19 protein-coding genes and 1 pseudogene are annotated in these 20,541 nt (G+C 74.6%); 13 read left to right on the forward strand and 7 right to left on the reverse strand.

The features are described 5' to 3' along the window. Positions 1–80: 80 nt before the first annotated feature. Together ACEPPI_RS18500 and ACEPPI_RS18505 are read left to right on the forward strand one after the other, a co-directional pair. Positions 81–1,088, forward strand: coding sequence for a LacI family DNA-binding transcriptional regulator (locus tag ACEPPI_RS18500; protein ID WP_373916320.1), 1,008 nt, complete (start codon positions 81–83; stop codon positions 1,086–1,088). Between the two features lie 311 nt (positions 1,089–1,399). After that, a complete protein-coding gene (locus ACEPPI_RS18505; RefSeq protein WP_373916321.1) occupies positions 1,400–1,927 on the forward strand; it encodes a CAP domain-containing protein in 528 nt (175 codons plus the stop codon). Positions 1,928–2,071: 144 nt separating this feature from the next. Here ACEPPI_RS18505 and ACEPPI_RS18510 read toward each other — a convergent pair whose 3' ends face one another. Further along, the gene (locus ACEPPI_RS18510) at positions 2,072–3,043 is read right to left on the reverse strand and encodes an alpha/beta hydrolase fold domain-containing protein (protein ID WP_373916322.1); all 972 of its coding nucleotides are present in this window, start codon (positions 3,041–3,043) and stop codon (positions 2,072–2,074) included. A 214-nt stretch (positions 3,044–3,257) separates the two neighbouring features. On the opposite strand from ACEPPI_RS18510, the gene ACEPPI_RS18515 reads away from it, so the two are divergent. Continuing rightward, a complete protein-coding gene (locus tag ACEPPI_RS18515; RefSeq protein ID WP_373916323.1) occupies positions 3,258–3,698 on the forward strand; it encodes an ATP-binding protein in 441 nt (146 codons plus the stop codon). Between the two features lie 88 nt (positions 3,699–3,786). Here ACEPPI_RS18515 and ACEPPI_RS18520 read toward each other — a convergent pair whose 3' ends face one another. Then, on the reverse strand, positions 3,787–4,422 hold the full coding sequence (locus tag ACEPPI_RS18520; RefSeq protein WP_373916324.1) for a TetR family transcriptional regulator: 636 nt from the start codon (positions 4,420–4,422) through the stop codon (positions 3,787–3,789). Positions 4,423–4,498: 76 nt separating this feature from the next. Here ACEPPI_RS18520 and ACEPPI_RS18525 point away from each other — a divergent pair, with 76 nt between their 5' ends. The 6 genes and pseudogenes from ACEPPI_RS18525 (at position 4,499) to ACEPPI_RS18550 (ending at position 12,399) form a co-directional block, all read left to right on the forward strand. Further along, positions 4,499–5,191: an NAD(P)-dependent oxidoreductase gene (locus ACEPPI_RS18525; protein ID WP_373916349.1), complete on the forward strand. Its 693-nt coding sequence runs from the start codon at positions 4,499–4,501 to the stop codon at positions 5,189–5,191. Then, on the forward strand, positions 5,188–5,592 hold the full coding sequence (locus ACEPPI_RS18530; RefSeq protein WP_373916325.1) for a pyridoxamine 5'-phosphate oxidase family protein: 405 nt from the start codon (positions 5,188–5,190) through the stop codon (positions 5,590–5,592). Before ACEPPI_RS18525 ends, ACEPPI_RS18530 begins: the two co-directional genes overlap by 4 nt. A gap of 27 nt (positions 5,593–5,619) precedes the next feature. Then, a pseudogene (locus tag ACEPPI_RS18535) lies at positions 5,620–6,555 on the forward strand (haloalkane dehalogenase); the annotation flags it as partial. A gap of 390 nt (positions 6,556–6,945) precedes the next feature. Then, the gene (locus tag ACEPPI_RS18540; protein ID WP_373916326.1) at positions 6,946–8,343 is read left to right on the forward strand and encodes an SWIM zinc finger family protein; all 1,398 of its coding nucleotides are present in this window, start codon (positions 6,946–6,948) and stop codon (positions 8,341–8,343) included. A 73-nt stretch (positions 8,344–8,416) separates the two neighbouring features. Next, the gene (locus ACEPPI_RS18545; protein WP_373916327.1) at positions 8,417–11,077 is read left to right on the forward strand and encodes a DUF6493 family protein; all 2,661 of its coding nucleotides are present in this window, start codon (positions 8,417–8,419) and stop codon (positions 11,075–11,077) included. Between the two features lie 65 nt (positions 11,078–11,142). After that, a complete protein-coding gene (locus tag ACEPPI_RS18550; RefSeq protein ID WP_373916328.1) occupies positions 11,143–12,399 on the forward strand; it encodes an SUKH-4 family immunity protein in 1,257 nt (418 codons plus the stop codon). A 127-nt stretch (positions 12,400–12,526) separates the two neighbouring features. Here ACEPPI_RS18550 and ACEPPI_RS18555 read toward each other — a convergent pair whose 3' ends face one another. Further along, positions 12,527–12,955 carry a VOC family protein gene (locus ACEPPI_RS18555; RefSeq protein ID WP_373916329.1) on the reverse strand — a complete coding sequence of 143 codons (429 nt, stop codon included), beginning with the start codon at positions 12,953–12,955 and terminating at the stop codon, positions 12,527–12,529. A 292-nt stretch (positions 12,956–13,247) separates the two neighbouring features. Here ACEPPI_RS18555 and ACEPPI_RS18560 point away from each other — a divergent pair, with 292 nt between their 5' ends. Further along, positions 13,248–13,787: a DoxX family protein gene (locus tag ACEPPI_RS18560; protein WP_373916330.1), complete on the forward strand. Its 540-nt coding sequence runs from the start codon at positions 13,248–13,250 to the stop codon at positions 13,785–13,787. A 138-nt stretch (positions 13,788–13,925) separates the two neighbouring features. After that, positions 13,926–15,146: a cytochrome P450 gene (locus ACEPPI_RS18565; protein ID WP_373916331.1), complete on the forward strand. Its 1,221-nt coding sequence runs from the start codon at positions 13,926–13,928 to the stop codon at positions 15,144–15,146. On the opposite strand, the gene ACEPPI_RS18570 is transcribed toward ACEPPI_RS18565, so the two are convergent. Continuing rightward, on the reverse strand, positions 15,130–15,615 hold the full coding sequence (locus ACEPPI_RS18570) for a DUF2809 domain-containing protein (RefSeq protein ID WP_373916332.1): 486 nt from the start codon (positions 15,613–15,615) through the stop codon (positions 15,130–15,132). The genes ACEPPI_RS18565 and ACEPPI_RS18570 overlap by 17 nt on opposite strands. 169 nt (positions 15,616–15,784) lie before the next feature. Here ACEPPI_RS18570 and ACEPPI_RS18575 point away from each other — a divergent pair, with 169 nt between their 5' ends. Next, positions 15,785–16,276, forward strand: a complete 492-nt coding sequence (locus ACEPPI_RS18575; protein WP_373916333.1) for a hypothetical protein — start codon at positions 15,785–15,787, stop codon at positions 16,274–16,276. A gap of 47 nt (positions 16,277–16,323) precedes the next feature. Here the strand turns inward: ACEPPI_RS18575 and ACEPPI_RS18580 are convergent, their stop codons facing one another. Next, positions 16,324–16,536, reverse strand: coding sequence for a hypothetical protein (locus ACEPPI_RS18580; protein ID WP_373916334.1), 213 nt, complete (start codon positions 16,534–16,536; stop codon positions 16,324–16,326). A gap of 327 nt (positions 16,537–16,863) precedes the next feature. On the opposite strand from ACEPPI_RS18580, the gene ACEPPI_RS18585 reads away from it, so the two are divergent. After that, positions 16,864–17,136, forward strand: a complete 273-nt coding sequence (locus tag ACEPPI_RS18585) for a hypothetical protein (RefSeq protein WP_373916335.1) — start codon at positions 16,864–16,866, stop codon at positions 17,134–17,136. 63 nt (positions 17,137–17,199) lie between these two features. Here the strand turns inward: ACEPPI_RS18585 and ACEPPI_RS18590 are convergent, their stop codons facing one another. Further along, a complete protein-coding gene (locus ACEPPI_RS18590) occupies positions 17,200–18,816 on the reverse strand; it encodes an alpha/beta fold hydrolase (protein ID WP_373916336.1) in 1,617 nt (538 codons plus the stop codon). 12 nt (positions 18,817–18,828) lie between these two features. Then, on the reverse strand, positions 18,829–20,436 hold the full coding sequence (locus tag ACEPPI_RS18595) for an alpha/beta fold hydrolase (protein WP_373916337.1): 1,608 nt from the start codon (positions 20,434–20,436) through the stop codon (positions 18,829–18,831). Positions 20,437–20,541: the final 105 nt, after the last annotated feature.

Below are 20,541 nucleotides of genomic sequence, written 5' to 3' on the forward strand. Positions count from 1 at the left end.
GCCGCCGCGCCTCGTCTTGACTCGTGTAACCTCGGCCGTAGGCAGGCACGAACCGAGCACGAGGAACGTCGAGCGACGTCATGGCCGAAGAAACCCCCGTCCCCGCCCCGATCACCAGCGCCGACGTGGCCAGGCTCGCAGGGGTGTCGCGCGCCACCGTCTCCTTCGTCCTCAACGGCACCCAGGGCCACCGGGTCAGCGAACCCACGCGCGCCCGGGTCCTGGACGCGGCCCGCCGGCTCGGGTACGTCCCGCACGCCGCCGCCCGGTCCCTGCGCGCCGGACGCAGCAACCTCGTCCTCCTGCCGGCATCGGTCTCCGCGATCGGCCGCCTCGTGAGCGAATGGGTCGACGACCTGTACGGCGAACTCGACCGCCACGGCTACACGGCGGTCCTGCACGCCGGCCGGTTCACCGACCCGGTCGACGCCGCGCGGGCCTGGGCCGAACTGCGCCCGGCGGCGGTCATCGCCCTCGACGGCGACCGGCTCACCGGCCGGGCGGCCGACCTGCTGCGCCGCGCCGGGGTCCGCGGGGTACTGGCCTTCGCCTCGGGTCCCGTGCCCGGCGTCCACACCGTCGGCTTCGACCACGCCCGCATCGGAGCCACCGCCGCCGAGCACCTCATCGCCCGCGGCCGGACCCGGATCGGGGTCGTCCTGCCCCGCGAGCGGGGCCTCGCCACCTTCGCCCGGCCGCGCCTGGCGGGGGTCGAGTCGGTCGCCGCCCGCCACCCGGCCACCGTCACCCCGGTGGAACTGGCCTACACCCGGGAGTCCGCGACCGGGCTCGCCCGGCGCTGGAGGAGCCTGGACCTGGACTCCGTCTTCGCCTACAACGACGAGTACGCCGCGCTGCTCCTGCACGCGCTCCGGGCCGAGGGCGTCACGGTGCCCGACGAGGTGGCGATGGTGGGCTCGGACGACCTTGTCCTCTCCGGGCTCCAGGAGCCGGCGCTCACCACGATCCGCCTGCAACTGCCCACTCCGGCCCGGATCGCGGACGCCGTGCACGAGCTGATCGAGACCGGTGCGACCGGGCCCGTCCCGGCGACGGAGGCCGTCCTCGTGCACCGCCGGTCCTCCTGAGTTCCTGCCCCCTGCCCCCTGCCCCCTGCCTGCTGACCTTTTGACCTGCGTGCCTCCCGCCCGCCCGGTCTCCCGTTTCCCGCCGTCCGGCCTCTCGGCCGGCGCGGGCTCCGGACGGCGGGGCCGTGCCCCCGGCCGTAGGGTGGAACTGCCAGGAGGAGGCGCCGTAGCGGCATCGCCCCGCGGCAGTGCGCGTCCCCCCAGCGGGGCTGCGCGCGCCCGCCCCGCTCCGCGGCCGCCCGAGAGCGGCCGCCGCCGGAGGCCGGGGGCCGTCGGCGGCTCCCCACGACCCCCTACGAAGGGGAATGTCCATGTGCAGCAAGAACAGCCGGATCCGCCGCGTGTGCGCCGTCGCCTGTACGGCCCCGCTGCTGGTGCTCGGCGGTGCCCTCACCGCGAGTGCCTCCCCGGCGGCGACGGCGGTGACTCCGGCCGCCGTCACCCGCGCCGTGCAGCAGTCCTCCGCGAGCGAGATCCTCTCCCTGGTCAACGCCGAACGGGCCAAGGAGGGTTGTGAACCCCTCAAGGAAGACGCGCGACTCATGCGGGCCGCCCAGGCGCACGCCGACGACATGGCCGCGAACCACCTCACCGCGCACACCGGCTCCGACGGTTCCAGTGACCTGCAGCGGATGGAACGGGCCGGATACTCACCCGCCGGGCCCTCCTCCGAGAACGTCTCCGGACCGGGCCACCACTCCTCGAAGTCCCACGTCGACGGCTGGATGGCCAGCAGTCGAGGGCACCGCGCCGCCATTTTGAACTGCACCTACAAGGAGACCGGGATCGGGACGAGCGGCGAGTACGCCGTCCAGCTGTTCGCCGTCCAGTCGCGGTAGCGGCGCCATCCGTCGTACCCCGCGCCCGTCATGGCCGCCGCCGGTGCGCCGACCGGGGCGCCTGCGGCCGCCCCCCGGCGGTCGCGGGCGGCTCCCGGTCGGCGCACCGGCGGCGGGGCCGGGTCCGGCCGGGTGCGAGAAGGCTCAGGTCCCCGCCGCCTCCAGGTGGCGGGCCAGGAACGCCACGCTCTCCGCGACGATCGCCGGGACGTCCCGGGAGCCGAGGAAGATGTGGTCGGCGCCCTCGACGGGGCGCAGGACGGCCTCGCCACCCGCTTGGGCCAGGGCGCGGGCGAGCGCCTCGCTCTGGCTGAACGGGACCAGGCCGTCACGAGTCCCGTGGACCAGCAGGAACGGCGGCGGCTTCGGGCCCGCCGCGTACGTCAGCGGGCTCGCGGCCCGTGCCAGTGCCGGTCGCTCCGCCTCGGTGCCGCCCAGGAGGGCGGCGTACGGGTCGGGGAACCCGGTGCCGGCCACCTGCGCGGGCACGGGGTGCCCGGTGAGGGCGACGAGGTCGCAGACGCCGTACCAGTCGACGACGGCCCACACCCCGGTGTCTCCCTTGCCGACTCCGTGTGTGCCCTCCAGGGCCTCGGCGTCCGCGGTGCCGGGGCCGACGAGGCCCGCCAGCGCCGCCAGGTGGCCGCCCGCGGACTCGCCCCACACGGCCAGCCGGTCCGGGTCGATGCCGAGGGCTCCGGCGAAGTGGCGGACGTAGCGGATCGCGGCCTTCACGTCGTGGAGTTGCGCGGGGAAGGGGGCTTCGAGGCTGTGCCGGTAGTCGATGGAGACGAGTGCGAGCCCGGCGTCCAGGACCGAGCCGTGCAACAGGGCGGCGGGCACGGTCGGCGGCGGGTAGCGGCGGTCGCCGTCCAGCCAGCCGCCGCCGTGGATCCAGACGACCGCCGGGAACGGTCCCGGGCCGGCGGGGACCCGGACGTCGAGGAGGCGGGGGCGGTAGCCGGGCGTGGTGGCGTAGGTGATCCCGTCGAAGCGGCGCACGCCGTGCTCGTCCGTCACGGCCGGCACCGGGGGCCGGTAGGGCGGGGGAGGCCAGGTCAGGTCGGCCGGGTCGGGCTCCGCCGGGTAGGGCTCGGCCGGGTGCGATCGGGTCATCTCGGCCCTTCTGTCGGCCCCGGGCGCTGCGGCGTTTTGTCCGAAATGCTTGCGCGTGGGGCCTGGGGGAGGTAGCGTGTTACACGTGTAATCACGACTCTAGCGGCGCGTTTCCCCCGGCGACAAGCCCCCCGGCCGTCCGGTCATCGGAACGGTTACACGAGCCACCCACCCCCGGGACGGCTCCGTCGCGCATCCCCTCTGGGAGCACCCCATGCTCACCGCAGCCACCCGCCCCGCGTCCGTCGGGACCTTCGTCCACTCGGTCGCCGCGCCCACCGCCGCGAGCGTTCCGCTGGTCCGCGGCCGGGTCCGCGCCGTGCTCGAAGGGTGGCGGATAGCCGCCGACCTCGCCGACACCCTGCTGCTGGCCGTCAGTGAGCTCGTGGGCAACGTCGTCCGGCACGCCGCCGGAGAGACCGGGCGGATGTACGTCCGCCTCGCCTGCGACCGCGGATGGCTGCGTCTGGAGGTCGCGGACGGTGCAACCGCCCTGCCGCGGCTGCCCGGACCCGCCGCCGCGGTCACCCGGGACGCCGAAGGCGGGCGCGGACTGCTGCTCGTCCAGCGGCTGGCCGCCGAGGCGGGCGGCGAACTCGCGGTAACCGCCGACGAGTTCGGCAAATCGGTGCGGGTGCGCGTCCCCGCCGCCTGAACCGGGACGCCCCGCCGATCAGGGCCCGCCGATCGACGCCTGCCCATGAGGGCCCGCCCATCAGCGCCCCCCGATCGGCGCCCGTCGGTCAGCGCGCCCCGACGGCCCGTCCCGGTGCGGGGCGCGGGGTGCGGCCCCGGGGCACCGGGGACAGTGCCGCGCGCAGCGCCGGGACGAGGGCATGGCGGGCTTCCGCGGGGGTGAGCGCCGCCGGGGTGGGGAGGGGGTTGAGATAGCGGGTGTAGACGAGACCGCCGAGGATCGTCACCACGGCCGTCGCCCGTGCCGTCGCGTCCCGGCCGCCGAGGAATTCAACGAGCCGGGCCAGCAGCTCGTGTTCCAGGTACTCGCGGATCGCCTCGGCCGCCTCGTCGCCCCGGGCGGTGAGCCGGCGGAAGCCGTCGTCCTCCCACAGGCCCGTCACCGCGTCGATCAGGCGGTCGGGGAGGGTGGCCGGGTCTCCGCCGAGGACGTCGTCCACCGTCAGCGCGGTGGCGCACTGGAACTGCATCACGTCCGCGAACAGGCCCTTCTTCGAGCCGAAGTGGTACGAGATCAGGGCCGGGTCGACCCCGGCGGCCCCGGCCACCGCGCGCAGGGTGGTGCCGCGGTAGCCGTGCTCCAGGAACAGCGAACGGGCCGACGCGACGATGGACTCGCGGGTCGGCGGATTTCCCCGGGGGCGGCCCCGGGGGCGGGTGGGGGCGGCGGCGTCGTTATTCATCAGCGTTGAGCCTGCGTTTCGTGATCGGCACAGTCAAGGGCGTTCCACCGACCACACGAAGGGACTCCCCGACATGATGCGCATCGCGGTATTCGGCGCGAACGGTCCGACCGGCCGCCACCTCACCGACCAGGCCCTCGCCGCAGGCCACGAGGTCGTCGCCGTGACCCGCCGTCCCGGCTCCCTCCCCGCACGGCCCGGTCTCACCGTGGCCGTCGCCGACGCCACCGACCCGGTGGCGGTGGGCGCCGCGATCGACGGGACGGACGCCGTGCTCTCCGCGCTGGGTACACGCCCCGGCGGCGGGACCGTCACCACGTACTCGGCGAGCGCCACCGCGATCACCTCGGCCATGGCCCGCCGCGGCGTCCGGCGCCTGCTGGCCGTCACATCCAGCGTCGCCGACCCGAACTGGCGCCCCACCGGCGCGCACTTCTTCAACCACGTCTTCGACCCGCTGGTGAACCGACGGCTCGCCCGCCCGGTGCACGAGGACATGCGCCGCATGGAGGCCGTAGTCCGGGAGACCGGCCTCGACTGGACCCTCGTCCGTCCCTCCGGCCTCTTCGAGCACCCCGCCGTCACCGACTACCGCACGGCCGAGAGCAGCGCGGACGGCGTGTTCACCGCCCGTACCGACCTCGCCGCGAGCATGCTGCGCGAACTGGGGGAGCGGCGCTACGTCCGTACGGCCATGGGCGTCATCACCACGGCCGTGAAGCCGAACGTCGCCAAGCTGGTCTGGAACGAGGGCGTGAAGAAGAAGTGAGCCACCCGGCCGTCCGACTCCCCTTCGGGGCAGCCGAGTTCCTCAACCGTCCCGATCCGGGCGTCCTCACCACCCTCCGCGCCGACGGCACCCCGCACGCCGCCCCCGTCCGCTTCACCTTCGACGCCGCCGACGGCCTCGCCCGGGTGACCACCCGGGCGGGGGCGCGCAAGGCCCGGAACGTGCTGGCGGGCGGTGCGGCGGCCCGGGTCGCGCTCTGCCAGGCGGACGGCTTCCGCTGGGTCACCCTGGAGGGCCGGGCCCGCGTCACCGACGACCCCGGGCGGCTGGCCGAAGCGGTGCGGCGCTACACCGACCGCTACCGCACACCGCCGCCCGCCCCGCCGGACCTGGTCGTCGTGGAGATCGCCGTCGACGGCCTCCTCAGCCTCAACCTCTGACGTCCCCCGAACAGAAAACGGACCCGCACCACGATGCCCACCCTCCCCGTCCTCGGATCCACCCTCCACTACCGCGAGTCCGGCGACCCCGACGGGCTGCCGTTCGTCTTCCTCCACGGCAACCCCACCTCCTCCCACCTGTGGCGCAACGTCCTGCCCGGTGTCGCCGCGCCCGGCCGCCGCCTGCTGGCCCCCGACCTCATCGGCATGGGCGAATCGGGCAAGCCCGACCTCGCCTACTCCTTCGACGACCACGCCCGTCACCTCGACGCCTGGTTCGACGCCCTCGGCATCGACGAGGCGGTGCTCATCGGCCACGACTGGGGTGGTGCCCTCGCCTTCGACCGCGCCGCCCGCCTTCCCGGTACCGTCCTCGGCCTCGCCTTCACCGAGACGATCGTCAAGCCGCTGGTCGGCGACGAGTTCCCGGCCGCCGGACGGCAGCTGTTCACCCTCCTGCGCACCCCCGGGGTGGGCGAGCGGATGATCCTGGAGGAGTCGCTGTTCATCGAGGGGCTCCCGGACACCCTCGCCACCCCGCTCGCCCCCGCCGACCTCGACGTCTACCGTCGGCCCTTCCCCACACCGCACAGCCGCCGACCGGTCCTGGCATGGACGCGGATGATGCCGCTGGACGGCGAGCCCGCCGACGTCGTGGCCCGCGTCGAGCGCTACGGGTCCTGGCTGGCCTCCAGCCCCCACGTCCCGAAGCTGCTCGCCGCGTTCGAGCCGGGCCCGGGCGCGATGACCGACCCGGGGGCGGTGGCCTGGTGCGAGGAGAACATCGCAGGTCTGGAGACGTCCCACCACGGGCCCGCCGGCCATCATTCCCCCGAGGACCGGCCCGGGGAACTGGCCGCGGCCATCAGCTCCTGGGCCGACCGCCACGGGCTGGCACGACCCCGGCCCGCGTCCGTGGAACCGGTCGGCCACCCCCGCGGTCATGGCGCCCCGGCCGCGTGACACCCCCTTGCGCCGGTCCGGCGGGCCTGCCGCGATGCCGTGAACAACGTGCAGGCCGACGTCACGCCCGCCACCCCCGACCGCCGCGACCGCCCGACTGCCCCGACCGACCGACCGACCGACCGACCGCACGGACCGGGCGGGCCCTGGAGGGAGCCCGAACGGCCCGCCCAACTGCCCCCGGCCGTGGTGGAACCGGCCATCGCCCCGCTCCGCGCGGACTGGCCTCCGGCGCCCGCCGAAGCCGCCACGCGGACTGCTCTCTGAAGGCGAAGTCACTTACGGTCAAAGGCTGTTGGTAGCCGGAATCAGCCCCTTCCGCTAGCGCGCGGACGCCGTCCGCCCCCGTGCGCACGGGTGTTGTCAGTGGCTCCGCCTAGCGTTCCGGACATGACGCGAACCGCACACACCTTCGCCTACGCCCGCCCCTCCGCGCTGACCTCCGCCGGGACGGGCCAGGCCCTCGGGCTGGAGACGGCGGGGGGTCTGACCCCGGCCGGGGCCGAGGCGCACCCCCGCTTCTTCACCGGGTTCCTGAGCGCCCCCCAGGCGGCCGCGCGGGCCCTGCTCGCCGTCGCGGACGTGGCCGCCGCCCGCTACCACCGGCGCACCCTGCGCGCCTCGCTGGACCCGGTGGTCACGGGGAACGGCGACCGGCTGCGCTTCGAATCCTTCTCCGGATGCTGCGGGGTCTACGCCCGCCTCGACGTACTGCCCGAAGGCCTGCGCGGCGCCGAAACCGGCCACGGCACCACCAACGTCGACGTCAACAACCCGCTGCGCGAGGCACTGTCCCGCCTCACCGGAGACGACCCGCTGCACCTGCGCGTCGGGCCCGACGAGATGGCGGTGACCACCCTCGACGGTCCGGTCGTGGAGAAGAAGGTGCCGCTGCCCGACCGCTGGCTGCGCGGTTTCGCCGAGTCCCAGGCCATCACCACCGGCTTCGACCTGCGCGCCGAACTGACCGCCACCGAGACGGCCCGCTTCCTGCGTTCCCTCCCGCGCAACCCCGGAGGCGCCACCGCCTCCGGAGCCGCCCTGTGGGTCGTGCCCGCGGGCCGTACGCTGCGCCCCACCACCCGGCCGGTGCCGGGCGCGGTCTGCCTGGCGGGGCCCGAACGCCTCGCCGCGCTCCAGCGGGTGCTGCGGCACGCCACCGGCCTGCGCGTATACGGACCCGCGGCGCACGGCGCCGAACCCACCGCCTCCGCCTGGGAACTGGGCCTGCCGGGCATGCGGCTCACCCTGACCCTCTCCCCGGAGCCCGACCGCGGATTCTCCGGGGAGGGCGGAGTCCTGGAGGCCCTCGCCACCGACACGGCGGCCGAGGACGCCGAACTGATCTCCGTACTGCTGGCCTGGGAACCCCGTATCGATCCGGCCGACCTCGCCGACCAGTCGGGGCTTCCCGTGGAACGGGTACGGGCCGCCCTCACCCGACTCGGCACGGCGGGCCGGGTCGGCTACGACATCGCCGAAGCCGCCTACTTCCACCGCGAACTGCCCTACGACGCCCGCCGCGCCGAGCGCCACAACCCCCGGCTGGTCGCCGCCCGCGCACTCCTGGAGGCGGGCGCCGTCACCCTGGACCCTCCCCACGGAGCCGTCGTGGCCTCCGGTGAACGCCGCTACCGGGTACGCGAGTCCGGCGGAGCGCTCAGCTGCACCTGCCAGTGGTGGGCCGACTACCGGGGTCGCCGCGGCCCCTGCAAGCACGCCCTCGCCACCCGGATGGCCCTGCGCGCCGCCACGCCCGCGCCCTCCGCGTCCGGCGCCTCCGCCTGAGCCGCCTCCGCCTGAGCGGCCACCGCCTTCACCCTCCCCCGCCCCCCTCCCCCGCCCCGACCGGAGCCGCACGATGAACACCACCCACGACGACGTCCTCGCGACCGTCCGCGGGGGCCGCACCGCCGAACTTCCCGCACTCCTGGAGCCGCTGGACCGCGACCGGCGCAAGGCCCTGCTCGCCGGGCTGAAGGAACTGCGCGGCGAACTGCGTGCTTCCGGCTGGGAGCGCTGGCAGGAACGGAACCTGATGAGCCCCGCCCTGCTCGTGGCCGGAGCCGGCTGCACCACCGGCGCGGCGGCCACCGCCGCCTGGCTCGGCGCGCGCGACCTGCGCCGCTGGCAGCAGCTCCCCACCGACCTCCTCCTCGACGTACTGGCGGGGCGGGACCCCCAATGGCTCGGCGACCTCGCCCACCGGCTGGCCGCCCGGTCCGCCACCGCCGAACAGGACTACCCGCTGATCAGCGAACTCGTCCGGCTCGCCGGGTGCCCGATGCCCACGACCGACGGCTGCGTGGAGGGCTGGGCGGCCGCCTTGGGCGCGTCCCGCACCCCGCTCCCGACCGCCCTGCGCGGCGACCCGCACTTCACCACGCTCCTCCCGCGCCTCTTCGAGACCGCCGAACCGGTCCGCGCCCTCGTCGGGCGCTGCGACCCGCACGACCCCCACCACTGGCCCGGCGCGCTGGCCGCCCTCGCCGCCGGTGGACACGTGGACCGGGCCGCCCTCCTGGACGGATGCACCGCCCGCCTGCTGCGCGGCGGCAAACCCGCCCAGCTGAAGCCCTACCAGGCGATCCTGCAGGCCCTGAGCCCGACCGACGCCGAGGAAGGCGAGCGCGCCGCCGACTGGATCGCGCTCACCGCGGACGCCCCGTCACCCGTGGCCGGGCAGGCCCAGCAGACACTGGCCCGGCTCGCGGCGGCGGGCCGCCTCACCCCCCGTCTGCTCGCCGAGATGTCGGCCGCCGCCCTCTTCCGCCCCGAGAAGAAGCTCGTCCGCGCCCAACTGGTACTCCTCGGCAAGGAACTGCGCCGGGACCCGTCCGCGGCCCCCGAACTCCTCCCGGTACTCGGCGACGCCTTCGGGCACCCGGACACCGACATCCAGGAACGGGCCCTGAACCTGGCCGCCGCCCACCTCACCGACGACCCCGCGCTGCGGGCCGAACTCGCCGACCGGGCCACGCTGCTGAGCCCGGCCCACCGGGGCCGGGCGGCGGACCTCTTCGGAGCGTCCGCCACCGCGGCCGAGGACACCGAGCCCTACCGGGAGATCCTGCCGCCGCCCCCGACACCGGTCCCGATCGCCCCCACACCGGAAACGGTCGCGGAGACCGTGGAACTCGTCGCCGCGCTGGTCAACTCCCGTACCGTCGAAGTCGACGAGTTCGAACGCGCCCTGGACGGCCTGGTCCGCCACTCCCACCGGGACCGAGCCGCCCTCGCCGAGGCGCTGGGGCCCGCCATGGCCGGTCGCTGGTGGTTCGACCCCGAGCAGTCCCGCTACCACACCAGCTCGGTGCGGGAGCCCGGCCTGGAAGACGTCGCCGCCGCCGTCCTGGGCGCGCGGCCGGTAGGCGAGGGGCACCGGGCATTCGTGAGCCGGCCCAGCGACTGCCACCACACCGGGCTCCGCCACGCCCACCACGCGCGCCTGACCGAGACCGCACGGCGGATCACGGACCGGCCGTTGCCCTTCCTCCTCGCCACGCCCACCGAGCGGAGCGGCTCCCTGGACCCCGAGGTCCTCGTCGCGCGCCTCGCCGAGTACCGCCGCCTCGGGGAGGACCCCGCCCCGGCAGACTTCGCGCAGGCCCTGCTGCGGGTCCGCCGCGACCCGGCCGCCGTCTCCGCGGCGGCCGCCCTGGGCACGCCGGAGGGGGACCGGCTGGCCGCCTGGCTGGGCCCGGACGGCGAGGGCGCACCCGTCACCCGCCGCGTCGCGCCGGCCATGGGGTACAGGTACACCGAAGAGCCCGAGCGGATCGTCCTGGACACCGGGGCGCGTCCGGCGGTACTGCGGGACTTCCCGAACCCGTTCCGCGAACTGGCCCGGCCGCGCGACGCCTCCGAGCGCTGCTGGGACTCGTGGGACGACATCGCGCTGAGCGCCGTCCTGCCCGAGGACAGGGAGACCCTGGCGGCGTGGTGGCTCCCGGCCGTCACGGCCTGCGCGGTCCACGGAGGACGCGGCGGGGCGGCGGTACTGCCCCGGCTCGCCGCCGCCGGCGGACCCGCCGGCCCGGCTCTGCACCTCGTGATCGCCGTCGGACTCGGGGCCCGGCACCCCGAGGACCGGCTGACCGCCGTGGACGCGCTGCTCACCCTCGCCGCCCGCGGCGAACTGGACACCGTACGCCTGGGCACGGACCTGGCCGAGCTGCTCGGCCTGGGCACGGTCAAGCCGGGCCGGCTCGCGGACTCGCTGCGCACGGCCGCCGCGACGGGTGCCCACGCGACCACGTGGGCCGTACTGGCCGCCGCACTGCCCGCGTTGCTGACCGGTGGCGGCAGCGGCAGCGGCACGGGCGTCGGTACGGGTGAGCTGCTCGCGTTGGCCGCCGACTGCGTCGAGCAGTCCGGAGCCGCCTCACCCGAACCGGCCGGCCTCGCCGCCGCGGCAACCGGCACCGGCCGCTCCCGGCTGGTCACCCAGTCCGTCCGCCTGCACGACGCCCTGCGCCGCAACCGGCACGCGGCCGAAGCCCGGGTGGTGGCGCAGCCGTGAACCCGTGGACGCCACCGACCGCTCCCGCGGTCGGTGGCGTCCGTGCGGGTTGGCACCATGTCCGCATGCCTCATGATGATCTCGACACACTGTTCGCCTCCCCTTCGGCCCTGCTGACGGCCGGACCCGAAGCCCTCCGGGACCTGCCCGACACGGGAGGGGGAGCGGGCCGTGAGGTGTACTCCCAGGCCGTCGCGGTGCTCGGCGACGCCGAGGTGTCACGGGCGGAGTTCGCCTCGTGGCTGCACTTCGCCGCGAAGGTACTGGGCCATGACGACCATGCCGCGCTGGTCGCCGGCGCCGAGCCGGACATGCCGTGGCGCACCGTCTGGGCCTGGTGGCGGCCGGTGGGCGCCTACCGGGCCCGGCCCAACCTGAGCGGGGACGCCAACGTAGAGGTCCACGAGGGGCCGGACGGCCGGGTCCTGCTCAAGCTCTGGGCAGCGCTGGCCGGCGAGCGCTGGCTGGATCCGGCCACCGGTGAGGAGGTCCCGGCACCGGCCGGCGGGGAGTTCACCGAGCGGCCGTTCGACGCTCCGGTCGAGGACGGTCCGGTCCTCTTCGACCCGGACGGGGACGACCATGGCCTCCACTGCCTCGACACCTGGGAGGAACCCGTCCCGTTGGGCGGGGGCCGGATCCTGCTGGTCGAGCCGCGTGGCCTCGTCGTCATCGAGCGGAACGCCGCCGCGGAGGCCGGCCGGCCGGCCACCGACTGCGACGCCGTGTCCTGGGGTACGGGCGGACCGTGGTTCGAGGGACCGACGCCCGCGCGGGCGCCGCTGGACACGGCCCGCCTGGAGGCGGCGTTCGGCTCGGACGGGGTGCTGCGCCTGCCCCGGGCGCACCAGCCGCCGACGCTGGCCCACGCCCCCACGCGGGATCTGATCGCCGAGGCGGGCCTTCCGGTGTTCTGGGCGGCGGGGGTGACCTCGTTCGCCCTGGGGTGGACCGCCGAGGGGGCCCGGCGGCAGGATCCCGAGGAGAACGGCCTGCTGTGGCTGGGCACCTTCGACCTCGGGCACGCGGACCGCGGCCGGGTGTTCGTCCACCCGGACACGGGCGCGGTGTGGATGGTCCGCAACGCAGAGGGGCCCTTCCCCTTCGCCCGGGACACCGAGACCTTCGTACGGCTGCTGGAGGCCGTGTACCGCTTCATGGGAGCGTGCTGGAACCCGCACCCGGGGGAGGACGGCATCGGGGACTTCCTGCGCGAGGCGTCCGCCCTGGATCCGGTCACCGCGGACTCCGACACGCCCGGCGGATGGGTATGGGGGCACCTGTTCGCATCCATCACCGAGCTGAGCGTGTGGGGCTACTGACCCCGGCGACGGCCGGACGGGGCCCGGGTATCGCACGCGGGCCCCGTTCCCCGCACCTCGGAGACGGCCGCCTCTCCGACAGGGGCCAGAAGGGGGCGACTCCCGGACTCCCCGGCTCGCGGGACGCTCAGTCGACGCAGAACTCGTTGCCCTCGACGTCCTGCATCACGATGCACGAGTCGTCACCGCCGTCGTACAACAACCGCACGCGCACCGCGCCGAGCGCGATCAGGCGTGTGCACTCGGCTTCGAGCGTGGCGAGGCGCTCTTCGCCCACGAGCCCGGTGCCGACCCTCACGTCGAGGTGCACCCGGTTCTTGGCGGCCTTGCCCTCGGGAACGCGCTGGAAGTACAGCCGCGGGCCCACCCCCGAGGGGTCGCCGCAGGCACACCACGAACCCCGGTCCTCAGGAGACCGGGACCCTTCGTAATCGTCCCAGGTGGCGAACCCGCTCGGGGGAGCTATGACGTAACCCAGCACCTCGCACCAGAAGCGGGCGACGCGCTCGGGTTCCGCGCAGTCGAAGGTGACCTGGAACTGCTTGATCGATGACATCGGCGCACCATAGCAGTGGGGGCTCCGCCGCCCATCTCCCGGTGGGGATCCACCTGTTGGCGTCGGTCAACGGGTGCGCGCACGCGCGGCAGCCCCGGGGAGCGACCGCGTTTTTGCCGACGCGCGCATCCGCCTACCGGGCATTTCGGCTCGGTTTTCGCCACGCTGGGCGCAGCCGATTCCACCGGAGGGCTTCCCGCCCCGCGCTTCCGGTCGACGGCTCCCGGATCGTCCCGCCAGGGTTTGCCCTTCCTTCCGCACGCCCCCTACGGAAAGCACCACGATGGCCACGATGCGATTCCCCTCCGCCCGCCGCACCACGATCGGCCGCACCACGACCGGCAGCACCACCCCCTACGACGTCGGCCTGCCCGTACTGCGCCTCGTGCTCGGCACGATCATGGCCGTCCACGGGACCCAGAAACTGGCCGGCTGGTTCGACGGCCCGGGCCTGGGACCCACCGGCCGCTTCTTCGAGCAGGCCGGCTACCCGGCGGGTGAGACCATGGCGGCGATCGCCGGTCTGACCGAGACACTGGGCGGGCTGGGCCTGATCCTCGGCCTCCTCACCCCCTTGTCCGCCGCTGCGATCGTCGGCGTGATGATCAATGCCGTCACCGTCAAATGGACCGGGGCCGTGATCGGCCTGGAGGGCGTCGAGTTCGAGGCCCTGATCATCGCCGCTGCCGTCACCCTCGCTCTCACGGGCCCGGGCCGCTACGCCCTCGACCGCTTCCTGCCCGTGCTCCGCGACCACCGGCCGGTCTACGGAGTCCTGGCCCTCGGCCTGGCGGTGGTCCTGGCGGCCGGCGTGCTGCTGATGCGGAACTGATCCGGACCCCGGACCCCGGACCCCCGATGCCTCCGGTCGGCACGATCGGACCGGACAAGACCGAAAACCGGCATTCGGGGAATCCGGGATGTATATCCTCGCTCTCCACAACGCGGGCGACGTACTCCTGGAGGCAACATGAGTGAGCGGCCGGTCCTTCTGCCCTACACCGATCCGGCCTTCGTCGCGGACCCCTTCCCCCTGTACGCGAAACTGCGCGAGGACGGCCCCGTACGCCACGTCCTCATCGCGGGTGGCTTGGAGGCCTGGCTCGTCACCCGCTACGAGGACGCGCTCGCCGCACTGTCCGACCACCGCCTCAGCAGCGACGTGCGCGACGCCGCCGACACCCGCCTCCTGCAGCAGCTCCCGGAAACGGAACGCGAGTCGATGCTGAGCAACATGCTCCGCAGCGACCCGCCCGACCACACCCGGCTGCGCCGGCTGGTCTCCAAGGCGTTCACGGCCCGCCGTGTCGCCGCGATGCGGACCCGGATCCAGGCCGTCACCGACCGCCTGCTCGACGCGATCTCCGAGACCGGCCGGGCCGATCTCATCGCGGACTTCGCGCTCCCGCTGCCCGTCACGGTGATCAGCGAACTGCTCGGCGTGCCGGTCGACGACCACCACGACTTCCAGCGATGGACCGACCGCATGATCAGGCGGGGCCCGGAGCTGCCGGATCCGGCCGTCGTGAACGAGGCCTGGCAGCACATGCGCGCCTACGTCACCGAGCTCATCCGCGCCAAACGACAGGACCCCGGAGACGACCTGCTCGGCGCCCTCGTCGTCGCCCGGGACGAGGAACAGCGGCTGTCCGAGGACGAGCTGATCGCCATGGTCTTCCTGCTCCTGGTCGCCGGGTACATCACCACCGTCAACCTGATCGGCGGCGGCATCGCCATGCTGCTCGCCCACCCCGACCAACTCGACCTGCTGCGCTCCGACCCGGGACTGCTGCCCGGCGCGATCGAGGAGTTCCTCCGCTACGACGGCCCCGTCAACCCCGGCATCGCCCGTTTCGCGCGCGAGGACACGGAGATCGCGGGAGTGACCGTCCCGCGCGGCGCGACCGTGCTGATCGGCTCGGCCGTCGCCGACCGCGACCCGGCACGCTTCCCCGCCCCCGAACGACTGGACATCACCCGGCAGGACAACGCCCACCTCGCCTTCGGACACGGCATCCATTACTGCCTGGGCGCGCCCCTGGCCCGCCTGGAGGGCCAGATCGCCATCGGGACCGCCCTGCGCCGGCTTCCCGGACTCGCCCTCGCCGTGACGCCGGACGAACTCCCGTGGCGGCCGGGCGGCCTGCGCGGGCCCGAGGCACTGCCGGTGACCTTCACCCCCGGCGGCTGAGGGGGGTGCGCCCGGCGCCGGCCCGGTCGGCCCGTCCGGCGCTGCGGCGGCGCGGTCGCCACGCCGAGTACACGAGGCAGCCCGCCGCCGCGCCGGCCGCGTACCAGAACAGATCGGGTGCGTTGAAGGTGGACCCGAGTACCAGGCGGGCGATGGCGCTGCGCGGTGCGAGCTCCGCCGGCAAGGGACTGAGCTGCAGGAACTCGACCGCCCAGCTGACGGCCAGTGCCGTCGCCGCAGCCCGCAGGGGGGTCAGCCGCGGTGCCACCACGACGACCAGGGCGAGGACCAGGACGGTGTAGAGCGCGTCCCCGCCGTACTTGGCCACGCTCCCCGCCGCCACGGCCCTGAGCCCCAGCCCCGCGCCGACGGTCACCACCGCGGCCCCGGCGGCCACGAGACGCGTCCGTACGGTGGCGGCCGGAACCGGAGCCGGGGTGTGTTCGCGGGGCGCGGGGATGAGGTCCATGCGGGTCATCCTGCCGGACGCCCGCCGACCGGAGCCCCGCCGACCGGGCGCGTCCACACCGGGCCGAGGAGGATTCCGGACGGCGGTGTAGTCCGTACCGGGGGTGGAGTCCGGTGCGCAGGGCGTGTACCGCCCGCCCGGGCGGGCATCGCTGCCACTCTCGTCACCCATGGACGTCAGCACCTTCTACGCCCTCTTCTCCGCCACCTGCTTCACCCTGGTCGGCCTGTGGTGGAACGTGGTGCAGGGGCACCCGGAATGGATGCGCGAACCCGCCCTGCGCAGGATCGTGGGAGGGATCTACCTGTCCTTCCTGCTGCCCGCCCTGATGGGACTCTTCGCCCAGGTCGGCGGCACGGAACAGCCACAGATCTGGCGGGTGGCCTTCATCGCCCTCGCCGTGGTCGGCTGCGTGTGCACCCTGAGGCTGCTCACCCGCGCCGGTGCCCGCGGCGACCACTTCGTCACCTGGCAGCAGGCCGGTGCCGGCCTGCTCTACCTGCTGATCGCCGTCGTCGGCGCCTTCCCCGAACTCGCCGGCCACATCGGCCTGCGCCCCATCCAGGCCGAGGCCCTCATGCTGATCGCGCTGATCGTCCTGGGCCACGCCCTCGTCTGGCGCTTCATGGCGGGGGAGGGCCGCCCGGCGCAACGATCGTGACCGGTGGCCCGAGGGGCCGACGGGCCGGGCCCCGCCCCGACGGTGCGTCAGCTCTCGCGGGCCATGACGCGCCGGGCCGCCTCGGCCTCGGCCGCGGGCGGAGACAGTTCGTCGAGGGTGTCGAGCTCGTCGTCCGACTCCAGCTCCTGTTCCCACGCCGCCGCGAGGCGTTCCTGCTCCTCGTGCGGTCTGCCTGCGACGGCCTCCCGGTGCTGCGGGTCCAGAGCCGCGAGGAACCGTCCGAGCGCGTCCTTCGCCATGGCGTACTCCTTCTCGGTGGGGGAGGGGCGGCGCCGACCGCGGTGCCGCGCCCGGCCCAGGATGGCGAACCCGGCCGGTCCCGGCCGCCCGACACGGCACGCCACCACCCGAATGCCTGCCGGGCAGGGGTGCGAAGGTCCAGCGGGTGCGCACGCCATGAGGCTGCTCTAGCGTCGAAGGAGGGGAGGGAAAGCCTGCCGAGCCGGTCCGGTGCGGGGCCCGGGCCCCGCGGGCGGGGGCCCTCCGCCCGCTCGGCGCCGATTACCCGCCGATCCGGCACACCCGTGTGCCGGGCCGCGCGACGACCCGGAGAGCAGGTACGTCCCATGCGCACGTCGATCCGTATCGCAAGTGTCCTCACCGGCCTGACCCTCGCACTCGGTGGCGCCTCCTTCATCGCCCCCGCCGCCCACGCGGACGTCACGGCCTGCATCAACCAGGTCGAGCGGGAGCTGCACGGCGGCGAGGCCCCGGACTCCGTCCGGATGGCGTGTTACGTCGGGTTGACCGGCGACCACGCGCAGTGCGTCAGCGGCCTCACCGCGGGCGGCGTGACGAACGGCACCGCGGCGAGCGCCTGCAAGGTGGCGCCCGAGTAGGCGGCCCCCGACCCGAATCCCCCGTGGGGCTCCGGCGTTCGCGGGAGGGGGCCGCCGGGGCGGTCAGGTTCGCGGGCCCGTGTCGAAGGTGGGCGGCTCGACGCCGCTGACACACCCGGTCTTCGCGGCCGTCGGGTCGTTGAGGAACGAGAGGGTGATCTCCTGCGCGCACGGGGACGCCGCGAAGGTCACGTGGGCGACGTACGGGACGGTGACGACCGTGGCCCGGCTCAACGTACGGGCGGCGTACTCCCCGCTGCGCGCCCCGGTCTGAGCGTCGAACCCGCCCGACAGGACGAGGGTGGGGATGGCGCTGCGCGTCACGTCGCGGACCGAGCGCGGTGCGGCGGGAACCTTCCAGGCGTCGCAGTCGGCGTGGAGGAAGGTGAGCTGGGGAGCGTTGACCAGGACCGAGCGGGGGAAGGACGGGAACGCCGCCCGTCCGGCCCGCAGGGTGTCGGCCTCGCTCTCGAAGGGCACCCACTCCCGGCAGAACACCCCGTACGCCAGCCCGTGCGCGACCCGCCCGATCGCCTGGGGACTGAACTTGGCGCCCGCCCACTGCTCTGCGATCCGCCGCGGGTTGCCGTGGGCCAGCTCGTCGAGGGAGAGGGGTACGCCGGCCGCCACGTGGGTGGCGGAGGTCATCCAGTTGACCAGCGTCCCGCCGTCCAGCACGACCTTCACCGGCTGCGTACGGCCCGGCACCTTGACGGTGGTGGTGACGGGCTTGGCTTCGAGCCGGCGGACCAGGTGGTCGAAGGTGGCCGACAGGTTCGGGTAGCGACGGGCGCACGCGGGCTGCCGTGCGCACGCCTGGAACAGGCCGTCGAAGCCCTGGCGGGCGCTGCTCCAGGTCAGGGCGGATCCGGCGGTGGACGGCGGCAGGACGCCGTCGATGCCGACGGACCGGATCCCCTCGGGGTGGTCACGCAGGTAGATGAGGGCCAGGTCGGTGCCGTAGGAGATGCCGAACACGTTCCACCGCGGCACACCCAGCGCGAGGCGCAGGTCCGCGTAGTCGGTGGCGCTCTCGGTGCTGTCGTAGGCGCTGAGTTCGGCCCCGCGGCCGATCAGCTGCTCGCGGCAGGTGCGCGTGGCGTCGACGTGCAGGCGCTGCGTGGACGGGGCGTCGTAGACCAGGCCGACCGAGCGGGCGGCGAACTCGTCGATGTTGGGGCAGGTCAGCATCGGGTCGGCCGAGTACGTGCCGCGCTGCGACATGAGGATGAGGTCGCGGTCGCGGTTGAGCCCGCCGTCGACCGCCAACGGGGCCTCCCCGACGGCGTCGTCGCCGGGGCCGCCGGCGAACCACACCACCGGGTCCGGCTTCGGCCGCTCCGTGACCGCGGGCACGACGGCGACACCCAGGCTGATCTTCCGGCCCCCGGGCTCCGCGCGGTTCTCGGGCACGGTGAGCGTCCCGCAACGGGCGCCCTTGAGGGCGGGGACCGGTTCCGGGGTCTTCGGGCAGGGACCCGGCTCGTAGTGGGCGTCGCCGACCGTGCGCGGGGTCGTGCCGATCGCCGTACCGGCGCCCGGACTCGGGCTCCCGCCGACGGCGCCGCGGGCGGGAGCCGCCACGAGGCCGGTGACGAGGATGCCGGTCGCCAGCCCGGCCGGCACGGCACGCAGGCGCCTTCCCGTGCGACGGCGGCGGGGCGCTTCGGTGGGTCCCATCAGGCCTCCCGGTCACTTCGGGGCAATCGTGAACGGCTTCGGTGCGAGGTCGGCCACGCACCCGGTGTCGGGCGCGGTGGGGCGGGCGAAGAACGAGGCCAGCACGCGCTGCGCGCACGGCGACTGGGCAACGACGAAGTGCCCGATCCCGGGGGTCCGCACGGCGGTCGAGCGCGACAGGTCACCTGCGGTGCGCGCGCCCCAACTCGCCCCGGTCTTCGTGTCGAACGTCCCCGAGACGACGAGCGCCGGCACCGCGCTGACGGTGGCCACGCGCTGGGCGGCGGTCCGGTCGGGAACGTTCCAGACGCGGCACACCTCCTGCTGGAAGGGGAGTTGCGGAGCCTGTGCCAGTACGGTGTCCGGCATGCCGGGGAAGGCCTTGCGTCCCGCGTCCAGCACCTGGGACTCCGTGTACCCCGGCACCCACTCGCCGCAGGCCACCGACTCCGTCAGGCCGTGCGCGGTCCGGCCGACGGCGGGGTACGCGTCGGCCGCGCGGGCCCGCGCGAAGCGTTGCGGATTTCCGCGGGCGAGTTCGTCGAGGGCCGCCGGGAGGTCGGCGGGCCGGACGCCGTTGCCGACGATCAGGTTCACCAGCGCCCCGCCGTCGAGGACGATCTTCACGGGCTCGCCGCCGCTCGGCGGAGCGGCGTGGAGCGTCAGGGGGTGCGCCTCCAGCTTGCGGACCTGCTCCGTGAGGGTACGGGCCACGTCGGGATATCGGTCGTTGCAGCGGGGCTCCGCGCGGCAGGCGTCGAGCACGGCGTCGGTGCCCTCCCGGGCGCTGCTCCACGTCCACGGCAGGTTCACCGTCTGCGGAGGGGTGACGGAGTCCAGCGCCACCGAGCGGATTCCCTGCGGGTGTTCGCGCAGGTAGGTGAGCGCGAGGTCGCTGCCGTAGGAGTAGGAGTAGACGTTCCACCGGCGGACGCCCAGTGCCGTGCTCAGGTCGGCGAAGTCGGCCGCGTTCTCGCCGGTGTTGTAGGCGCCGAGGTCGGTGCCGTCGGCGGCGAGGCGGTCACGGCACTCCTTCGCCGCGCTCACCAGGAGCCGCCGCGCCGACGGGTCGTCGTAGCGCAGGCCCACGGCCCGGGCGGAGGCCCGGTCGGTCTCCGGGCAGGCGAGGTTCGGCTGCGAGTGGAGGTTCCCGCGCTGGGCCATCACGATCAGGTCGCGGTCACGGTTGACCCCGGCGTCGACGAGGAGGGAGATGTCGTCGAACGCGTCCCCTCCCGGACCGCCGGCCATGTACACGATCGGGTCCTGGGCGGGCTTCGAGGAGGCGGCGGGAACGACCGCGACGGCCAGCCGGATGGTGCGCCCGGCGGGTCGCGAACGGTTCTCGGGGACTTCCAGGAAACCGCACTTCGCGCCGTCCAGCGCGGCGACGGGCTCGGACGTCCTGGGGCACGGACCGGGCACGAACCGCGCGGCGGGGGCCGCGGCCCGGGACGTGGCCCGCGACGTGGCGCCGACCGGTGTCGTACCGCCGGCGCCCGCCAGGAGGACCAGGGCGGCCACGGCCACCGTGTTCACCGAGGTGGACACGGCGGAGTGCGGGTCTTTGAGGCGCTGGGGAGGGGTGGTGCCCTTCGGGCTGATCCTGTGATGTGCCATGTGATCGCGTCCTCCGCCGACATCCACGGCTGCCCGACCGGCAGGGCCGCGGATCGGGCGGATCGCACACAGTGGACGATACCGGCTGCCTCGAACGGGCGCACA

Origin of the sequence: Streptomyces sp. AB3(2024) (assembly GCF_041862025.1) — a bacterium.
Classification (GTDB): domain Bacteria; phylum Actinomycetota; class Actinomycetes; order Streptomycetales; family Streptomycetaceae; genus Streptomyces.

Excerpts from the sequence above, each read along its gene's own strand:
- ACEPPI_RS18500 (WP_373916320.1), top strand. The coding sequence starts at position 81 with ATGGCCGAAGAAACCCCCGTCCCCGCCCCGATCACCAGCGCCGACGTG.
- ACEPPI_RS18505 (WP_373916321.1), top strand. The coding sequence starts at position 1,400 with ATGTGCAGCAAGAACAGCCGGATCCGCCGCGTGTGCGCCGTCGCCTGT.
- ACEPPI_RS18510 (WP_373916322.1), bottom strand. The coding sequence starts at position 3,043 with ATGACCCGATCGCACCCGGCCGAGCCCTACCCGGCGGAGCCCGACCCG.
- ACEPPI_RS18515 (WP_373916323.1), top strand. The coding sequence starts at position 3,258 with ATGCTCACCGCAGCCACCCGCCCCGCGTCCGTCGGGACCTTCGTCCAC.
- ACEPPI_RS18520 (WP_373916324.1), bottom strand. The coding sequence starts at position 4,422 with ATGAATAACGACGCCGCCGCCCCCACCCGCCCCCGGGGCCGCCCCCGG.
- ACEPPI_RS18525 (WP_373916349.1), top strand. The coding sequence starts at position 4,499 with ATGCGCATCGCGGTATTCGGCGCGAACGGTCCGACCGGCCGCCACCTC.
- ACEPPI_RS18540 (WP_373916326.1), top strand. The coding sequence starts at position 6,946 with ATGACGCGAACCGCACACACCTTCGCCTACGCCCGCCCCTCCGCGCTG.
- ACEPPI_RS18545 (WP_373916327.1), top strand. The coding sequence starts at position 8,417 with ATGAACACCACCCACGACGACGTCCTCGCGACCGTCCGCGGGGGCCGC.
- ACEPPI_RS18550 (WP_373916328.1), top strand. The coding sequence starts at position 11,143 with ATGCCTCATGATGATCTCGACACACTGTTCGCCTCCCCTTCGGCCCTG.
- ACEPPI_RS18555 (WP_373916329.1), bottom strand. The coding sequence starts at position 12,955 with ATGTCATCGATCAAGCAGTTCCAGGTCACCTTCGACTGCGCGGAACCC.
- ACEPPI_RS18560 (WP_373916330.1), top strand. The coding sequence starts at position 13,248 with ATGCGATTCCCCTCCGCCCGCCGCACCACGATCGGCCGCACCACGACC.
- ACEPPI_RS18565 (WP_373916331.1), top strand. The coding sequence starts at position 13,926 with ATGAGTGAGCGGCCGGTCCTTCTGCCCTACACCGATCCGGCCTTCGTC.
- ACEPPI_RS18570 (WP_373916332.1), bottom strand. The coding sequence starts at position 15,615 with ATGGACCTCATCCCCGCGCCCCGCGAACACACCCCGGCTCCGGTTCCG.
- ACEPPI_RS18575 (WP_373916333.1), top strand. The coding sequence starts at position 15,785 with ATGGACGTCAGCACCTTCTACGCCCTCTTCTCCGCCACCTGCTTCACC.
- ACEPPI_RS18580 (WP_373916334.1), bottom strand. The coding sequence starts at position 16,536 with ATGGCGAAGGACGCGCTCGGACGGTTCCTCGCGGCTCTGGACCCGCAG.
- ACEPPI_RS18585 (WP_373916335.1), top strand. The coding sequence starts at position 16,864 with ATGCGCACGTCGATCCGTATCGCAAGTGTCCTCACCGGCCTGACCCTC.
- ACEPPI_RS18590 (WP_373916336.1), bottom strand. The coding sequence starts at position 18,816 with ATGGGACCCACCGAAGCGCCCCGCCGCCGTCGCACGGGAAGGCGCCTG.
- ACEPPI_RS18595 (WP_373916337.1), bottom strand. The coding sequence starts at position 20,436 with ATGGCACATCACAGGATCAGCCCGAAGGGCACCACCCCTCCCCAGCGC.